Raw genomic sequence first — 15,058 nt, 5'->3', positions numbered from 1 at the left:
TAACAGAACGTCCGAACGAAGGTCCGGGGGCCGGGGCGCGGGTCCGGCCGCGGCCGGACCCGGGGCCCGCTCCCGAGGCACGCCCTCAGGCCGCCCGGACGCGGGTCACGGGGCGTCCGGGGCCATGTCGTAGGTGACGAACATGGTCCGGGTGGCGACCTGGTCGTACTTGCTGCGGGCGCGGTGGTTGTCGTCGGCGGTGATCCAGCGGACGGTGTTCCAGCCGCGCTCGGCGGCGATCGCCCGCAGCCGGGCCAGCAGCTGGTCCACCGCGCCGCCGCCACGCACCTCGGACGCGACGAACAGGTCGTCGAGGAAGCCTCCGACCGCGCCGTGCAGGGGGCGGGCGAACGGGCGGTAGTGGGCGAGTCCGACCGGCGTGCCGTCGCCGTCGCGGACCAGCAGGCCCTCCAGTTCGTGGTCCGGGTCGTGGAGCCAGGACCAGACCAGTTCGGCCTTCTCCTCCGGCATCGGCAGCCGGTAGAACGCGCAGTAGCCGCGGAAGAGTTCGCGCCAGACGGGGTAGTCGGCGCGCTCCGGCGCGCCGACGCTCCAGCGGGTCGTGGTGGTCAACTCGGTCTCCCTCGATCGGGCGGGCGGGCCCCGGGGTCGCCGGGCCGCGGTGTGGCGCCAGCATGACGGGCCGTCGGCTCCGCGCCGAGCTCCACCACGGCCAAGACCGGCCGCCCGCGCACTCCACTCCGGCGCGGTACGGGCGCACCGCCCGCCGTGCGGTGGCCGGTCGGGTGGCCGATCCTGGACGCCCGGCCACGCACCACCCGAGGAGCGCCATGCGGCTGCGGCACCTGGCCCAGACGTCCCGCGCCGTCGCCGCCGAGCCCGGACGGCGGGCCAAGACGGCGCTGCTCGCGGACTGCCTGCGCGCACTGGGCCCGGCCGAGGCCCCGGCGGCCGTGGGCCTGCTGTCGGGCGAGTCGCAGCGGCTGCGCACCGGCGTCGGCCCGGCGGGCCTGCGCGACCTGCCGCCGCCCGCCGCCGAGGCCTCGCTCGGCGTCCGGGAGACCGAACGGGAGCTGGAGCGGATCGCCGGGGTGCACGGGCCCGGCGCGCAGGCCGAGCGGCGGCGGCTGCTGGCCGGGCTGTTCGCCCGGGCGACCGAGGTCGAGCAGGCGTTCCTGCGGGCGGTGCTGGTCGGCGAGCTGCGCCAGGGCGCGCTGGACGCGCTGGTCGGCGACGCCGTCGCCCAGGCGGCCGGGGTGCCCGCGGCGGCGGTGCGCCGGGCGCTGATGTTCCGCGGCTCCGCCCGGGCGGTCGCGGAGGCGGCGCTGACCGGCGGGGCGCCCGCGCTGGCCGCGTTCCGGCTGGAGGTGGGCCGGGCGGTGCGGCCGATGCTGGCCGCCTCCGCGCCCGACGTGGCGTCGGCGCTGGAGCGCACCGGCCCGGCCGCCCTGGAGTGGAAGCTGGACGGCGTCCGGGTGCAGGTGCACCGGGACGGCGCGGAGGTCGCGGTGTTCACCCGCGGCCTGGACGACATCACCGCGCGCGTCCCCGAGGTGGCCGAGGCGGCGCTCGCGCTGCCGCTGCGCTCGGCGGTGCTGGACGGCGAGGCGATCGCGCTCGGGCCCGACGGGCGACCGCGCCCGTTCCAGGAGACCGCCGCGCGCACCGCCTCCCGGCGGGATCCGGAGCGGCTGCGCGCCGAAGTCCCGCTCAGCGCCTTCTTCTTCGACCTGCTGCACCGGGACGGCGAGGACCTGGTGGACCGCCCCGGCCGGGAGCGGTGGGCGGCGCTGGACGAGGCGGTGCCGGAGGGCCTGCGGGTGCCCCGCACCGAGACCGGGGACGGTGAGCGGGCACTGGCGTTCTTCCGCGAGGCCCTGGCCCGCGGACACGAGGGCGTCCTGGTCAAGGACCCGGCGGCCGGGTACGCGGCCGGGCGGCGCGGCGCCGGCTGGATCAAGGTGAAGCCCCGGCACACCCTGGACCTGGTGGTGCTGGCCGCCGAGTGGGGCAGCGGCCGGCGGCGCGGCCTCCTCAGCAATCTGCACCTGGGCGCCCGGGCGGCGGGCGAGCCCGGGCTGGGCCCGTGGGTGATGCTCGGCAAGACCTTCAAGGGCCTCACCGACGAGACGCTCGCCTGGCAGACCGCCGAACTCCTCGCCCGCGAGAGCGGGCGGGACGACTGGACGGTGCGGGTCCGGCCGGAACTGGTCGTCGAGATCGCCTTCGACGGTCTCCAGCGCAGCCCCCGCTACCCGGCGGGGCTGGCCCTGCGGTTCGCCCGGGTGGTGCGCTACCGGCCGGACAAGAGCGCCGCCGAGGCCGACACCGTCGCCACCGTCCGGGAGATTGCCGCCGCCGAGGGGCTGTGAGCCGTCCTTTGGCGGAGTAACGTCAATTTCAAACCCCCTTTGCGGCGACGCTGGACCGGCTCCGACCCGAATCGGCCATTCTGGACGATCCCCGCATCGCCCCTCCGTGGACGCAAGGGTGACGGTTAGGTTGGCAATGACAACGAGAGGCGGCCGCCGGACGCCCGGCGCCGCACTGGCGAGAGGTGCTCGACCATGAAGGTGAGCGTCGACCGGGACCGCTGCTGCAGCTCCGGGATGTGCGTCCTGAACGCTCCGGAGATCTTCGACCAGGACGAGCAGGACAGTCTGGTGGTCCTCCGTCAGACCGAGTTCAAGCCCCCGCAGTTCGCCGTGCTGAGGCTCGCCGCCGAGCTCTGCCCGGGCGGCGCGATCACCGTCACCGAGGAGGACTCCGCCGAGGACGCCGGCTGACGCCCCCGCCGGCTCCCGACGGTCCCCCGCCCGCGCCGACCCCGGCCACCGTGACGACCGCCGTTCCCGGCCGTCGTCGCGCGAACCGTCGGCCCCGGCGCCACCCCACCCACCCGAGGACATTGCGACGCAAGGAGACCCCACCTTGACGAGCACACCCACCGCCCGGACCTTCCCGATGCCCGCCCCGCGCGACGCCGGCTGTCCGTTCAGCCCGCCGCCCGCCTACACCGAGGCCGCCGCGACGGCACCCATCACCCGCGCCGCCCTGCCCGACGGCGAGTCCTGCTGGCTGGCCACCGGCTACGCCGAGGTCCGCACCATCCTGTCCGACCGCCGGTTCAGCGCGGACGCCCGCCACCAGGGGTTCCCGCTGCTGGTTCCCGGCCGCCGGGAAGCCCTCCTCGCCAACCCGAGCTTCCTGCGGCTCGACGACCCCGAGCACGCCCGGCAGCGCCGGATGGTCACCGGCGACTTCCTGGTCAAGCGGGTCGAGGCGATGCGCCCCGGCATCCAGCAGATCGTCGACGAGGCGCTCGACCGGATGACCGACGGCCGGACCGAGGCCGACCTGGTCGCCGACTTCGCGCTGCCCGTCCCCTCGCTGGTGATCTGCCTGCTGCTCGGCGTCCCGTACGAGGACCGGGACCGCTTCCAGGGCCTCAGCCGGACCCTGCTCAACAAGCACAGCTCGGCCGAGGAGGTCCAGGCCGCCTCGGACGAACTGCGCGAGTACCTCGGCGGCCTGGCCGCCCGCAAGCGGGAGGAGCCGGGCGACGACATCCTCAGCCGGCTCGCCGTCCGGGACGACCTCACGCCGGGCGAGGTCGCCACGACCGGCATCCTGCTGCTGATAGCCGGGCACGAGACGACCGCGAACATGATCTCGCTCTCCACCGCCCTGCTCCTCGACCAGCCCGAGCAGATCGCCAGGCTGGCCGACCCGGCCGCGCTGCCCGGCGCCGTCGAGGAACTGCTGCGCCACCTGACCATCGTGGACCACGGCCTGCCCCGGGTCGCGCTGGAGGACGTCGAGCTGGGCGGCACCGTGATCAGGGCCGGCGAGGGCGTGATCGCGCTGATCTCCACCGCCAACCAGGACGAGGAGATGTTCGGCGGCGCCGACCTGCGACCGGCCGACCAGCTCGACCTCGACCGGGACGCCCGGCGGCACATGGCCTTCGGCTTCGGCGTGCACCAGTGCCTCGGGCAGCCGCTCGCCCGCGCCGAGCTCCAGATCGCCCTGGCCACCCTGTTCCGGCGGCTGCCCGGCCTGCGGCCGGCGGCCACCGGGGAGGGGCGGAAGTTCCGCTCGGAGGCGTTCATCTACGGAATGCGGTCGCTGCCCGTCACCTGGTGACGGCCGTCGGACGGAGGGCGGGGCCGGCCGGCGACTAGGGCGTGTCCGACAATTCGCGTCGGATCAGCACGCGGCGGGAATTGTCAGACCCGCCCTAGCCCGTTCGGCTGGCCCCGGGGCCGGGGCGGGGGCAGGCTGGGGGGTGAGAGACAGACCCGGCCCTGCCGCACCCCGGCTCGGAGCGCGCCCGGACCGGCCGAGGAGACGGAGCCCGCCATGACCGACATGAGCGAACGGGCCGAGATGAGCACGGACCGTGACGAGGACGTCCGCGCCGCGGATCCCGAAGAGGGCATCACCTCGATGCAGAACCTGCACGCGCAGGACACCTCCCAGGCGGAGGGCGAGCCCACCCTGGAGGAGTCCGGTCCGGACCGCTGAACAGCTGTGAGCACCCGACCGCCCGGTGGGACCGGGCGGTCTTCGCGACCGCAGGTGTCGCTGCCCGGGCAGCGACTCACCGGCGGGGGAGGATAAGCGCATGACCGAACACGATCAAAACGGCAGGCAGGCCCGACCGCCCGTCGACCCGCGCACGTCGTGGGCGACCTGGACCACGCAGTCGATCATCAGCGGACCCGGCGGGGTCACCACCACCGAGATCGGCCCCATCTCCGGCGACCTCACCGTGCACACCACCTGGGTGGACGGCGAGGCCCGGCTCACCGTCCAGTACACCGGCGCATTGGACTGGTACACGGTGACCGGCAGCCCCGTCCCGGCGGCGGACGAGACCACCGCGCGGGCGATACACCAGGCGATGGTGAACGGCGTCAAGGCCGGCCGGGGCGCGGCCGCCCCGGCCCCGCCGGACAGGCCCTAGCTGTTCAGTCCCCCGGGACGACCTCGCCCCGCACCGCCGGCGCCGCGGCGGCCCAGTAGGCGCGGTCGACCGGGGGACGCGCACGCAGGTCCGCGCGGACCTCGACGGCCAGCCGGCGGGTGTCGCGCCGGTTGACGGTGGCGCCGATGCCGGCGCCGACCAGCAGCGGGGTGAGCGACGGCAGGCGGCGCAGCGAGCTGCGGGTGAGCCGGCGGCTGACCTGCTGGCGCACCTCCGCCCCGAGCGCCAGGGCGGCGAACCCGGCCGGCCGGGACAGCAACCTCGCGTCGATCCCCCGGCGGTTGGCCCAGGCGCCCAGGTAGGCCCCGGCCCGCTGGGTGACACCGCCCGGCGCCCGGGCGCCGTAGACCTCGTGCAGTTCGGCGATCAGCTTGATCTCCAAGGCCGCGACGGCGAGCGTCTCCGCCGCGATCTCCACCGGCATCGCGGGCGGCACCGGCAGCATCGCCGCCGCGCCCACGCCGGCGCCGAGCGCGCCGGAGGCCCGGGCCGCGCCGGTGACCAGCAGGTCGGCCAGCGCCTCCGGGTCGGCCGCGCCGGGGTGCTGGGCGCGCAGCGTGGCGAGGTCGCGCACCGGGATCCGCGGCGCGGCCCGCACCAGTTGCTCGGTGAGGGCGCGGCCGCCGAACGCGGCACCCTTGGCGGCGACCCGGCCGCCCCGGCCGAGCAGGTGGGCCGCGTTCGCCACCAGGGCCCGGCCGCGGCCACGGCCGGCCCGGTACTCGGCGATCCGCCACTCGCCCTCGGGCTGCTCGGCCTGCTCGACCAGTTCGGCGAGTTCGCCGGCCAAGGCGGCGTCGGGCACGGCGGCGGGGGTGGGAGCGGGCTCGGGGACAGGCCTGGAACGTCCGGGTTTACGGAAGACTGCCATAGATGTCCGGTACCCCCTCCGCTCCCGGGGTACGCCCTACCCGGTGATCTCGACCCCGCGCCAGAACGCCACCCGGCCGCGGATCTCCTCGGCCTCCGGCTTCGGGTCGGCGTAGTACCAGGCCGCGTCGGGGTTGGTCCGCCCGTCCACTTCCAACGTGTAGTAACCGGCGGTGCCCTTCCAGCCGCAGACGGTGGTGGTGTCGGACGGACGCAGGAATTCGGTCCGGACGGATTCGACCGGAAAGTAGTGGTTGCCCTCGACGACGACGGTCTCGTCGCTCTCGGCGACGACGGTGCCCTGCCAGCGCGCTGTGGTCATGCGGCCGATTCTGCCCCAGGGGCGGACGGCACCCGGGGGGGTTCGCGGAAATCGTCGGCGGATGCCGGACGGTCAGGGCAACAGCCGGGGCAACGGTCAGGGCAGCGGCTCGGCGTGGACCGGCAGGTGCGGGGACTGGTGGCCGCCGCTGGCGAGCATCCGGACCTCGCCGGCGTCGCTGATCTCGGCGCGGACGATGCCGCTGGCGTCCTCGTACACCGGGTGTCCGCCCGGGCCCGTCGCGCTGGTGCGGACGACCACGACGACGTCCTGCGGGGCCTGGGTGCCGGGGGTGCCGGGGAAGGTGAGCACGTAACGGTTCGCGGGGGTCATCTCCATCTCCTGTCCCGATTGTCCCGATCTCCTGGTCCCGATGCGTGGCCGCGGTCGGCGGACCCGCCGGACGGCGGTCGGCCTACGCGGTGGCCTCGGCGGCCCGGGCGGGCGCGCCGCGGACCTCCAGCTCGGTGAGCAGCCGGGCGGTGGCCTCGGCGACCGCGTCCACGGCCCGGTCGAAGGCCTCGCGGTTGTGCGCCGCCGGGGCGCGGAACCCGGACACCTTGCGGACGTACTGCAGCGCGGCGGCGCGGAAGTCGTCCTCGTCGGCGTCGAGCGTCACCGGCGGGCGCAACGTCTTGATGTTGCGGCACATGCACCCAGTCTCGCGCGTGGACGCCGTACTGGCGACCCCCTCCCGTCACACGCACCTCACGGCGGCGTCATCCGGCCGGATTAGGATGCCGGACGAACGAATCCCCCCGTCCCGCCGCGCCAACCCGTCCGCGGGCGTCACCCCGGAGTCACCCCCTTGCCTCTCGCGCTGCTCGCGCTGGCCGTCACCGCGTTCGCCATCGGCACCACCGAATTCGCCGCCATGGGGCTGCTCCCCCAGGTCGCCGACGATCTGCACGTCTCCATCCCGCAGGCCGGCTGGCTGATCTCCGCGTACGCGCTGGGCGTGGTCATCGGCGCCCCGCTGCTCACCGCGCTCGCCTCCGGCCGGCCGCGCAAGGCCGTGCTGGTGGCGCTCGCCGGGCTGTTCGCCACCGGCAACCTGCTGTGCGCGCTGGCACCGGACTTCTGGACGCTGGCCGCCGCCCGGCTGATCACCGGACTGCCGCACGGCGCGTTCTTCGGGGCCGGCGCGGTGGCCGCGGCCGAACTGGTGGCCCCGGACCGCCGGGCCCGGGCGGTGGCCGTGATGTTCTCCGGCCTGACCATCGCCAACATCGTCGGCGTGCCGGCCGCCACACTGCTGGGGCAGCACCTGGGCTGGCGGGCGACCATGCTGGTGGTCGTCCTGATCGCCGCCGCCGGGACGCTCGCCATCGCCCGGCTGGTGCCGTCGCTGCCCTCCCCCGGGCAGGCCGGGCTGCGGCACGAGCTGCGGGCCTTCCGCGACGGGCAGCTGTGGCTGGCGCTGGCCACCGTGGTGTTCGGCTGCGGCGGCTTCTTCGCCTGCTACAGCTACATCGCGCCGCTGCTCACCGAGGTGTCCGGGTACGCCACCGGCTCGGTGACACTGGTGCTGGCGCTGTTCGGGGTGGGGATGACGATCGGCAACGTGATCGGCGGGTTCGCGGCCGACCGGGCGCTGCGCCCGACGGTCTGCGCCGCCTTCGTGCTGCTGGCCGCCACCCTGGCGCTGTTCGCGGTGACCGCGCACGCCCGCTGGTCGGCCGCCGTCACGGTGGTGCTGATCGGGCTGTTCGGCTTCGCGATCGTGCCGGCGGTGCAGACGCTGGTCCTGCAGAAGGCGCGCAGCGCGCCGACGCTGGCCTCGGCGACGGTGCAGGGCGCGTTCAACCTGGCCAACGCGCAGGGCGCCTACTTCGGCGGGCTGGCCCTGGACGCCGGGTTCGGCTGGACGGCGCCGACCCTGGTGGGCGCAGGCCTGGCCGCTTCGGGCGCGCTGATCGCGGTGCTCGCCTGGGCGGCCGACCGGCGCCGGCCCGTGCCCGCCGCACCGGAGCCTGCCGCGACGGCTCCGGCCGCGGCGGCTCCGGCCGGCGTCCAGCGTTAGGGCTGGGGCTGGATCTGGGCCCGGGGCTGCGCCAGGGGTTCGAGCTCGCGGTGGGCGGCGGCCAGCAGCAGGTAGCCCTCGCCGTTGGCCTTGATGCCGGCCTTCTCGTCCTCGGTCAGCTCGCGGCGGACCTTGGCCGGGACCCCGGCGACCAGCGAGCCGGGCGGCACCCGCATGCCCTGCGGCACCACCGCGCCTGCCGCGACCAGCGAACCGGCGCCGATCCGGGCGCCGTTGAGCACGGTGGCGTTCATCCCGACCAGGGCGTCGTCCTCGACCACGCAGCCATGCAGCACCGCGTTGTGCCCGACCGAGATCCGCTCGCCGACCACCAGCGGGAAGCCGGGGTCGGCGTGCAGGGTGCAGTTGTCCTGGATGTTGCTGTCCCGGCCCACGGTGATGGACTCGGCGTCGCCGCGCAGCACCGCCCCGTACCAGACGCCCGCGCCGGGGCCGATCGTCACGTCCCCGACCACGACGGCGTTCGGTGCGAGGAAGGCGCCCGGGTCGACGGTGGGCACCTTGCCCCCGACTGCGGCGATCAGCGGCTCTGCCATGTCTCGTCCTCCTGGTGACGGTCGGCCGTTCCTGTCGCCGGACAGCGTAGGGGGCGGATCCGCAGCACCCGTCCTACCCCTGCCCGCCGCAGACGCCGGCGTTCACCGCCCGCTGCCAGGCGGCGAGGGCCGCGGCCGGATCCGGCGCGTCGTAGAAGGTCGTGCTGTTGGCGAACTGGCGCTTCCCGTCGAGCGAGCCGAGCATCATCGTGCTGTAGCCGGGGATCCCGCCGGCGTGGCCCCAGAACGCACCGCACGGGGTGTCCACCCGCTGGAGGCCGAGCCCGTAGGCCTGGCCCCCGCCGTGGGCGGTGGTCTTCTGCATCTCGGCGAGTTCGGCGGGGCGCAGCAGCCGGCCGCCGAGCAGGGCGCGGATGAACGTCGTCAGGTCCGCGGTGGTGGAGATGCCCGCGCCGGAGGGGCCGGCCATGGAGGGGTTGAGCGAGGTGACGTCGGCCGGGCCGCTGTCGAGCTTGAGGTAGGCGTGGGCGTGCGAGCCGGGGATGACCGGGGAGTAGAGCGGCATCGAGGTGCCCGTCAGGCCGAGCGGGCGGATGATCCGGCGTTCCACCTCCTCGTTCCAGCCGTGGCCGGTGAGGCGTTCGATGATCAGCGCGACCAGGGCGTAGTTGGTGTTGGAGTACTGCCAGTCCTGGCCGGGGCGGAAGGCGGGCGGGTACTTGTCGGCGATGTCCACCTGGTCCTGCGGGCTGTAGGACGTGTAGCGGCCGGTGTCGAGCCAGTTCTGGTCGTAGGAGTTGAAGGCCGGGTCCTGGGTGTAGTCGGCGACGCCGCTGGTGTGGTTGAGGAGTTCGCGGACGGTGATGTCCGCGCTGTTCGGCACCGCGCCGGGCAGCAGGCTCTCCAGGCGGTCGTCCAGTCCCAGTCGTCCCTCGCCGACGAGTTGGAGCAGCACAGTGGCCACGAAGGTCTTGGTGGTGCTGCCGATCCGGAAGCGGCCCGCGGGGTCGGCGGGGGTGTCCGCGCCGAGCCGGGCGACGCCGCCGGCGGCGCGGTGGACGAGCCGGCCGTTCTCGCGCACGGCGGCGAGGGAGGAGGTGGCGACGTTCTTCGCGGTCAGGTCGGCGAGGGCGGTGTCGAGGGCCGTCCAGTCGGCGCTGCGGTCGGTGGCACTCGCCGGGCGGGCCGCGTCCTGGGCGGCGGCGGCCGGGGCGAGCGCGGCGATCAGGCCCGCGCCCGCGAGGGCCGCGACGGCGGCGCGCAGGGCCGGCCCGCGTCGGCGGCGCCGGGTGGTGGCGGCTGGGTCGGTGGTCATGACGTCCTCCCTGTTCCGGCCGGCAGGGCTGTCAACCTCCGCCGCTGCCATGGTCTTTGACACCATGGCAGGGCGACTGCGGGGCGGTCGTCAGCCTCCGGGGCGGCGCGCCTGCTACCTGGGGAGGGGCGTGACCCTGACGGGTTCCCGGAGTCGCGCCCCCGAGACGGGTCGGGGGCGCGACGGGCCTGGGCGGGCGGGTCAGGAAGCCGGCGCCTTGGTGCGCAGGATCTCGATGAACGCGCGCAGCCACGCCGGGTGGTCGGGCCAGGCGCGGGCCGAGACGACCACGCCGTCCACCACCGCCTCGCCGTCGACGAATTCGGCGCCCGCCGCCTTCACGTCCGGCGCCAGCGCCGGGTAGGCGGCGCTGCGGCGGCCGGACAGCACCCCGGCGGCGGCGGTGATCAGCGGGCCGTGGCAGATCTGTGCGACCGGCTTGTCGCCGGCGAAGAAGTGCTGGACGATCCGCTGCACGTCCGGGTCGTTGCGAAGGTACTCGGGGGCGCGGCCGCCGGGGATGACCAGCGCGACGTAGTCGGCCGGGTCGACGTCGGCGAAGGCGAGGTCGGCGGGCCAGGTGTAGCCGGGCTTCTCGGTGTAGGTGTCGTAGCCGTCGACGAAGTCGTGGACGACGAACTGGAGTCGCTTCCTGGTCGGGGCGGCGATGTCGACCTGGTAGCCCTCCTCGCGCAGCCGCTGGTACGGGTAGAACACCTCCAGCGACTCGGCGGCGTCCCCGGTGACGAGCAGGATCTTCGATGTCATCGCCGACATCCCTCCACATGGTCGAGCGTCCGACACGGCGTGGGCCCCGGCCGGTGGCCACCGGCCGCGGGCCCGGACCAACCTCCCGCACCGGCCGTGCCGTTGGCAACAGGGCGCACCGGGCGTACTGCGGCGCGTCACCGGGTGTGCGCGCCTGCCGAGGGTCGTGCGCGCCGGGTCACCGCCCGGCTGCGGGCCGCGGCTGCCCGCGTCCTAGACTCCTGCTGCCCGCCACGACCGCACACCGGAGGAGCCCATGCCGGACCGCACCACCCACCTCGTCCTGCCCGGCTACCAGAACTCGGGCCCGGAGCACTGGCAGACCCGCTGGGAGGCCGCCGAACCGGACGCCTTCCGCCGGGTCCAGCAGGCGGACTGGGACCACCCCGACCAGAGCGACTGGATCGCCCGGGTGGACGCGGCGGTGGCCGAGGCCGCCGCCGAAGGGCCGGTGGTGCTGGTCGCCCACAGCCTCGGCTGCGTCACGGTGGCCCGCTGGGTGGCCGCCGCACCCGCCGGGCGGACCGCCGCGGTGCGCGGCGCGCTGCTGGTCGCCCCCGCGGACATCGACACCGCCGAAGTCCCGCAGCTGACCGGCTTCCGGCCGGTGGCCCTGGCGCCGTTCCCGTTCCCGGCCGTGGTCGTCGCCAGCACCGACGACCCGTGGGTCAGCCCCGAGCGGGCCCGGCTGTTCGCCAGCGCGTGGGGCGCCCGGTACGTCGAGCCGGGCGCGTACGGACACCTCAACTCGGACTCCGGGCTGGGCGACTGGCCGGAGGGCCGCAAGCTGCTCGCAGAGCTGTGACGCATCGGACGGGGGGACGATGAGGAACCGGATGCCGAAGGCCAGGCGCGTCCTGGTCCGGCTGCTGCTGGCGGGCGGGGCGGCCGCCGTGCTGCTCTACACCGAGGGGCAGTGGGAGAGCCGCTCGGGCGGGCTGATGCTGGTCGCCGACCTGCTCAACCGGCCCGAGCTGCTGCTCGGCGCGGCGCTGGCCGCGCTGATCGCCGCCGCCTGGCTGGGCGACCGGCGCACCGCCGTACGGACGGCCACCCGGGCGGTCACGGTGACGGCCGGGGTGGTGTTCCTGCTCGGCGTGCTGGCCGCGCACAAGGTCTCGGCGGCCGAGACGCGCAGCCGGGAGACCGCCCCGGCCCGCCCGGAGCTGGCCCTGGTCGTGGTGCACCGCTCGTACGCCACCGCGCCGAAGGACAACGACGACTGGCAGGTGCTGCTGGAGGTCGGCGCGGGCTGGTCCGGGCGGCGCTGGTCGCTGGCCCAGATCGGCCGGGCACCGGACGACGCCCGGCTGGTGGAGGCGAGTTGGACCGGCCGGGACCAGATCACCGTGGTCACCGACTCCTACCGGCGGGTCTTCAACCTGGACCAGGACACCGGCGAGCCGGTCGAGGCACGGTAGCGTCCGCGCTACGGCAGCCCCACCGCGTGGGCGAGCAGGGCGAGCAGCACCGCGTTGCCCGCCGCGCCCACGGCGGTGGCGGACAGGAAGCGGGCCGCACTGCCGTCCGGGAACGGGTTGACGACCATCGCCGGCAGGAAGCCGGGCAACGTCCAGACGGCGGCGGTCCACTGCCGGACCGCGTTGGCCGCGCCGGTGCCCGCGCCCAGTTCGCGGGCGGCGGCGAGCCCGATCACCAGGTACCCGGCCAGGTAGCCGATCGAGGGCCAGAACACGGCGGGGACACCGAGGATGCTGTGCGGCATGGCACCCATCGTCCGCCGCCGGTCCGCGGCCCCGCCTGAGTACGGGTACTCAGGCGGGGCCGGGCGGCTCACTGGTCCTGGTTGTCGCCGGGGTCGGCCGGCGCGGAGGGGGCCAACGGGGTGGACTGCCCGGGCTGCCCGGGCTGCCCGGACGGCGCGGAGCGGCCGACCGGACTGTTCGGGTTGAGCGGACCGCCCGTGCCGCCCGGATTGCCCGGGGTGCTCGGGTTGCCGGGGCTGCTCGGGCGCTGCTTGCCCGAGCCGCTCCCGCAGGTGCCGGTCGGCGAGCCGCTGGGGGTGGCGCAGTTCGGGTCGCGCTTGGGCGGGTCCGGGATGTAGACCGTCGGGAAGTCCTTCTCCGGCATGTTCCGGACGGCGTCGCTCATCGCCTGCTCCCAGATCGGGCCCGGGCCGGTCGCGCCGAAGACCTCCTGCTGGTAGTGGCCGCCGATCCGGATGTTCTTCATCGGCACCTTGGTGCCCGGGCTGCCCAGCCAGACCGAGCCGGCCAGGTTGCCGGTGTAGCCGGTGAACCAGGCCGACTTCTTCTCGTCCGTCGTCCCGGTCTTGGCCGCGATCTGCCGGCGGTCGTCCAGCCTGAGCTCCTTGGCGGTGCCCTTCTCCGTCACCCCGAGCAGCACGCTGTTGATCACGTCGGCGGTGTCCGTGGACATCGCCTCGGTGCACTTGGCCGGGCTCACCGGGACGTCCTTGCCGTCCACCGTGGAGATCTTGTTGATCGCCAGCGGCACGCAGTAGGTGCCGCGGGCGGCGAAGCTCGCGTACACGTTCGCCATCGTCAACGGGCTCACCTCCTGGGTGCCGAGGCCGAGGGCGGGGACCTCTTCCAGCGGCTTGCCGTCGGCCTTGCCGGTGACGCCCAGCTTGTTGGCCATCTGCTTGACCGCGCAGAGGCCGATCTCCTGCTCCATCTGCACGAAGTAGGTGTTCACCGAGAGGGCCATCGCCTCCTTGAGCTCGTACGGGCCGACCTCGCGCGGGCTCTCGTTCGGGATGCTGCCCTCCTTCTTGCCCTTGTTCGGGTTCTTCCAGGTGCCGTCGCAGGTCCTCGTCGTCGGCCAGTCCATCCGGTTGGGCGAGTCGTACCGCTGGGTGGGCGGCAGGCCGGCCTCCAGGGCGGCGGCGGCCACGATCGGCTTGAAGTTGGAGCCGGGCTGGAAGCCGATGCCGCCGCCCATCGCCGCGTCCACGTTGTAGTTGACGACGGTCTGGTTCTTCTCCTTCGCCAGACCGTAGGGGCGGGTCTGCGCCATCGCCAGGATCTTGCCGGTGCCGGGCTCGACCATCGTCATCGCCGCCGAGACCGGGTCGGTGACGTACACCTGCTCGGAGACGGCGTTCTGTGCGGCGGCCTGCTTGTCCGGGTCCAGCGTGGTGTAGATGTTGAGGCCGCCGGTGTCCCACAGCTTCTTGCGCTCGGCGGCGCTCTTGCCGAACACCGGGTCCTGCTTGACCACGTGGCGCACGTAGTCGCAGAAGAAGCCCATGCCGGCCTGGGCGGTGATGCAGCCGTTCTGCGGGTCCCGGTACTTCAGGCCCAGCGGCGCGGCCTTGGCCTCCTTGGCCTGGTCCGCGGTGATGTGCTTGTTCTCGACCATCTTGTCGATGACGGTGTCCCGGCGCTTCTGCGCGGCCACCGGGTGCAGCTTCGGGTCGTACTGGGACGGGTTCTGCACCAGCCCGGCGAGCATGGCCGCCTCGGGGAGGGCGAGGTCCTTCGCGTCCTTGCTGAAGTAGCGCTGGGCGGCCGCCTGTATGCCGTACGCCTGATGGCCGTAGAAGGTGATGTTCAGGTAGTTGGTGAGGATCTGATCCTTCGTCAGATCCTCCTCCAGCTTGATGGCGTACCGGAGTTCCTGGATCTTGCGGCCGAGCGTCTTGCGCTGCGCCTCCAGGACGGCCACCGGGTCGTCGCCGGCCTTCTCCACGTTGACGTTCTTCACGTACTGCTGGGTCAGCGTCGACGCGCCCTGGACGGCGGCGCCGCTCTCCGCGTTCTTGGTGATCGCCCGCAGGATGCCCTTGAGGTCGACGGCGCCGTGCTCGTAGAAGCGGGCGTCCTCGATGTCCACCTGCGCCTGGCGCATCAGCGGTGACATCTGCTCGGCGGGTATCACCGTGCGGTCCCGCTCGTAGACCTTGGCGATCAGGCCTCCCTTGGCGTCGAAGACCTGGGTGGCCTGCGTCAGCGCCGGCGCCTTGAAGTCGTCGGGGATGCTCTCGAAGCCCTCGGCGCTGCTCTTGGCCCCGAGCCCGACGGCGCCCGCCGCGGGAAGGATGAGGCCGGCCAGCAGGACACCGCCGAGAGTGCAGCAGCCGAGGAACGTGACCGTGTGACCCAGGAATCCGATCGGGGTCTCACGACGCCGCGGGCGCGGCACCCAGGTGTCGCCCGCGTCCGGGGCAGGTATGCGGCTCTTCGGTGACATAACTGGAACACTACGGCCGCGAATACCGTGCCAGGGCAGGGTGTTGGCGAAGCTTTGTCACAAATCCGCCACAGATTCGGCTCATTCCAGCCGGTCGGACGGACGCCCGGGTTCG

At 74.3% G+C, this 15,058-nt stretch carries 18 protein-coding genes; 8 read left to right on the top strand and 10 right to left on the bottom strand.

Features of this window, described 5'->3' with window-relative positions; translation table 11 throughout:
- Positions 1-105: 105 nt before the first annotated feature.
- Positions 106-573 (bottom strand): GNAT family N-acetyltransferase, encoded by a 468-nt coding sequence (locus tag AB0O82_RS31550; RefSeq protein ID WP_363587321.1) that lies wholly within the window; start codon positions 571-573, stop codon positions 106-108.
- Positions 574-791: 218 nt separating this feature from the next.
- Here AB0O82_RS31550 and AB0O82_RS31545 point away from each other — a divergent pair, with 218 nt between their 5' ends.
- The 5 genes from AB0O82_RS31545 to AB0O82_RS31525 all read left to right on the top strand — a co-directional run bounded on the left by AB0O82_RS31545 (position 792) and on the right by AB0O82_RS31525 (position 4,930).
- A complete protein-coding gene (locus tag AB0O82_RS31545) occupies positions 792-2,333 on the top strand; it encodes an ATP-dependent DNA ligase (RefSeq protein ID WP_363587320.1) in 1,542 nt (513 codons plus the stop codon).
- A 195-nt stretch (positions 2,334-2,528) separates the two neighbouring features.
- Positions 2,529-2,747: a ferredoxin gene (locus AB0O82_RS31540; RefSeq protein WP_363587319.1), complete on the top strand. Its 219-nt coding sequence runs from the start codon at positions 2,529-2,531 to the stop codon at positions 2,745-2,747.
- 178 nt (positions 2,748-2,925) lie between these two features.
- Positions 2,926-4,107 (top strand): cytochrome P450, encoded by a 1,182-nt coding sequence (locus AB0O82_RS31535; protein ID WP_363587323.1) that lies wholly within the window; start codon positions 2,926-2,928, stop codon positions 4,105-4,107.
- A gap of 216 nt (positions 4,108-4,323) precedes the next feature.
- A complete protein-coding gene (locus AB0O82_RS31530) occupies positions 4,324-4,488 on the top strand; it encodes a hypothetical protein (RefSeq protein WP_159398310.1) in 165 nt (54 codons plus the stop codon).
- Positions 4,489-4,588: 100 nt separating this feature from the next.
- The gene (locus AB0O82_RS31525; protein ID WP_363587318.1) at positions 4,589-4,930 is read left to right on the top strand and encodes a hypothetical protein; all 342 of its coding nucleotides are present in this window, start codon (positions 4,589-4,591) and stop codon (positions 4,928-4,930) included.
- Between the two features lie 4 nt (positions 4,931-4,934).
- Here the strand turns inward: AB0O82_RS31525 and AB0O82_RS31520 are convergent, their stop codons facing one another.
- From AB0O82_RS31520 to AB0O82_RS31505, 4 genes are all read right to left on the bottom strand, one after another.
- On the bottom strand, positions 4,935-5,756 hold the full coding sequence (locus tag AB0O82_RS31520) for a hypothetical protein (protein WP_363587317.1): 822 nt from the start codon (positions 5,754-5,756) through the stop codon (positions 4,935-4,937).
- 102 nt (positions 5,757-5,858) lie between these two features.
- Entirely contained in the window at positions 5,859-6,143 is a 285-nt protein-coding gene (locus AB0O82_RS31515) for a DUF427 domain-containing protein (protein WP_063346074.1), read from the bottom strand.
- Positions 6,144-6,239: 96 nt separating this feature from the next.
- Positions 6,240-6,476 (bottom strand): DUF6296 family protein, encoded by a 237-nt coding sequence (locus AB0O82_RS31510; RefSeq protein WP_350886018.1) that lies wholly within the window; start codon positions 6,474-6,476, stop codon positions 6,240-6,242.
- Positions 6,477-6,558: 82 nt separating this feature from the next.
- Positions 6,559-6,795: a DUF2277 domain-containing protein gene (locus tag AB0O82_RS31505; protein ID WP_350886016.1), complete on the bottom strand. Its 237-nt coding sequence runs from the start codon at positions 6,793-6,795 to the stop codon at positions 6,559-6,561.
- Positions 6,796-6,951: 156 nt separating this feature from the next.
- Here AB0O82_RS31505 and AB0O82_RS31500 point away from each other — a divergent pair, with 156 nt between their 5' ends.
- Positions 6,952-8,166, top strand: a complete 1,215-nt coding sequence (locus tag AB0O82_RS31500; RefSeq protein ID WP_363587316.1) for an MFS transporter — start codon at positions 6,952-6,954, stop codon at positions 8,164-8,166.
- Here the strand turns inward: AB0O82_RS31500 and AB0O82_RS31495 are convergent.
- From AB0O82_RS31495 to AB0O82_RS31485, 3 genes are all read right to left on the bottom strand, one after another.
- Positions 8,163-8,723 carry a gamma carbonic anhydrase family protein gene (locus AB0O82_RS31495; RefSeq protein ID WP_363587315.1) on the bottom strand — a complete coding sequence of 187 codons (561 nt, stop codon included), beginning with the start codon at positions 8,721-8,723 and terminating at the stop codon, positions 8,163-8,165. The genes AB0O82_RS31500 and AB0O82_RS31495 overlap by 4 nt on opposite strands.
- A gap of 73 nt (positions 8,724-8,796) precedes the next feature.
- Positions 8,797-9,999 carry a serine hydrolase domain-containing protein gene (locus tag AB0O82_RS31490; RefSeq protein ID WP_363587314.1) on the bottom strand — a complete coding sequence of 401 codons (1,203 nt, stop codon included), beginning with the start codon at positions 9,997-9,999 and terminating at the stop codon, positions 8,797-8,799.
- Positions 10,000-10,200: 201 nt separating this feature from the next.
- Positions 10,201-10,767 (bottom strand): DJ-1/PfpI family protein, encoded by a 567-nt coding sequence (locus AB0O82_RS31485; RefSeq protein WP_363587313.1) that lies wholly within the window; start codon positions 10,765-10,767, stop codon positions 10,201-10,203.
- 256 nt (positions 10,768-11,023) lie between these two features.
- Between AB0O82_RS31485 and AB0O82_RS31480 the strand changes: the two genes are divergently transcribed.
- Both AB0O82_RS31480 and AB0O82_RS31475 read left to right on the top strand, forming a co-directional pair.
- The gene (locus AB0O82_RS31480) at positions 11,024-11,572 is read left to right on the top strand and encodes an alpha/beta fold hydrolase (RefSeq protein ID WP_363587312.1); all 549 of its coding nucleotides are present in this window, start codon (positions 11,024-11,026) and stop codon (positions 11,570-11,572) included.
- Between the two features lie 31 nt (positions 11,573-11,603).
- A complete protein-coding gene (locus tag AB0O82_RS31475) occupies positions 11,604-12,188 on the top strand; it encodes a hypothetical protein (protein WP_350886005.1) in 585 nt (194 codons plus the stop codon).
- Between the two features lie 8 nt (positions 12,189-12,196).
- Here the strand turns inward: AB0O82_RS31475 and AB0O82_RS31470 are convergent, their stop codons facing one another.
- Both AB0O82_RS31470 and AB0O82_RS31465 read right to left on the bottom strand, forming a co-directional pair.
- Entirely contained in the window at positions 12,197-12,493 is a 297-nt protein-coding gene (locus AB0O82_RS31470; protein ID WP_363587311.1) for a hypothetical protein, read from the bottom strand.
- 68 nt (positions 12,494-12,561) lie between these two features.
- Positions 12,562-14,943 (bottom strand): transglycosylase domain-containing protein, encoded by a 2,382-nt coding sequence (locus AB0O82_RS31465; RefSeq protein ID WP_363587310.1) that lies wholly within the window; start codon positions 14,941-14,943, stop codon positions 12,562-12,564.
- Positions 14,944-15,058 lie beyond the last annotated feature (115 nt).

The organism is Kitasatospora sp. NPDC088264 (assembly GCF_040685715.1).
Taxonomy (GTDB): domain Bacteria; phylum Actinomycetota; class Actinomycetes; order Streptomycetales; family Streptomycetaceae; genus Kitasatospora.
Note: the sequence above shows the minus strand (reverse complement) of the source record. Positions and strands in the feature narration are given on the sequence as shown.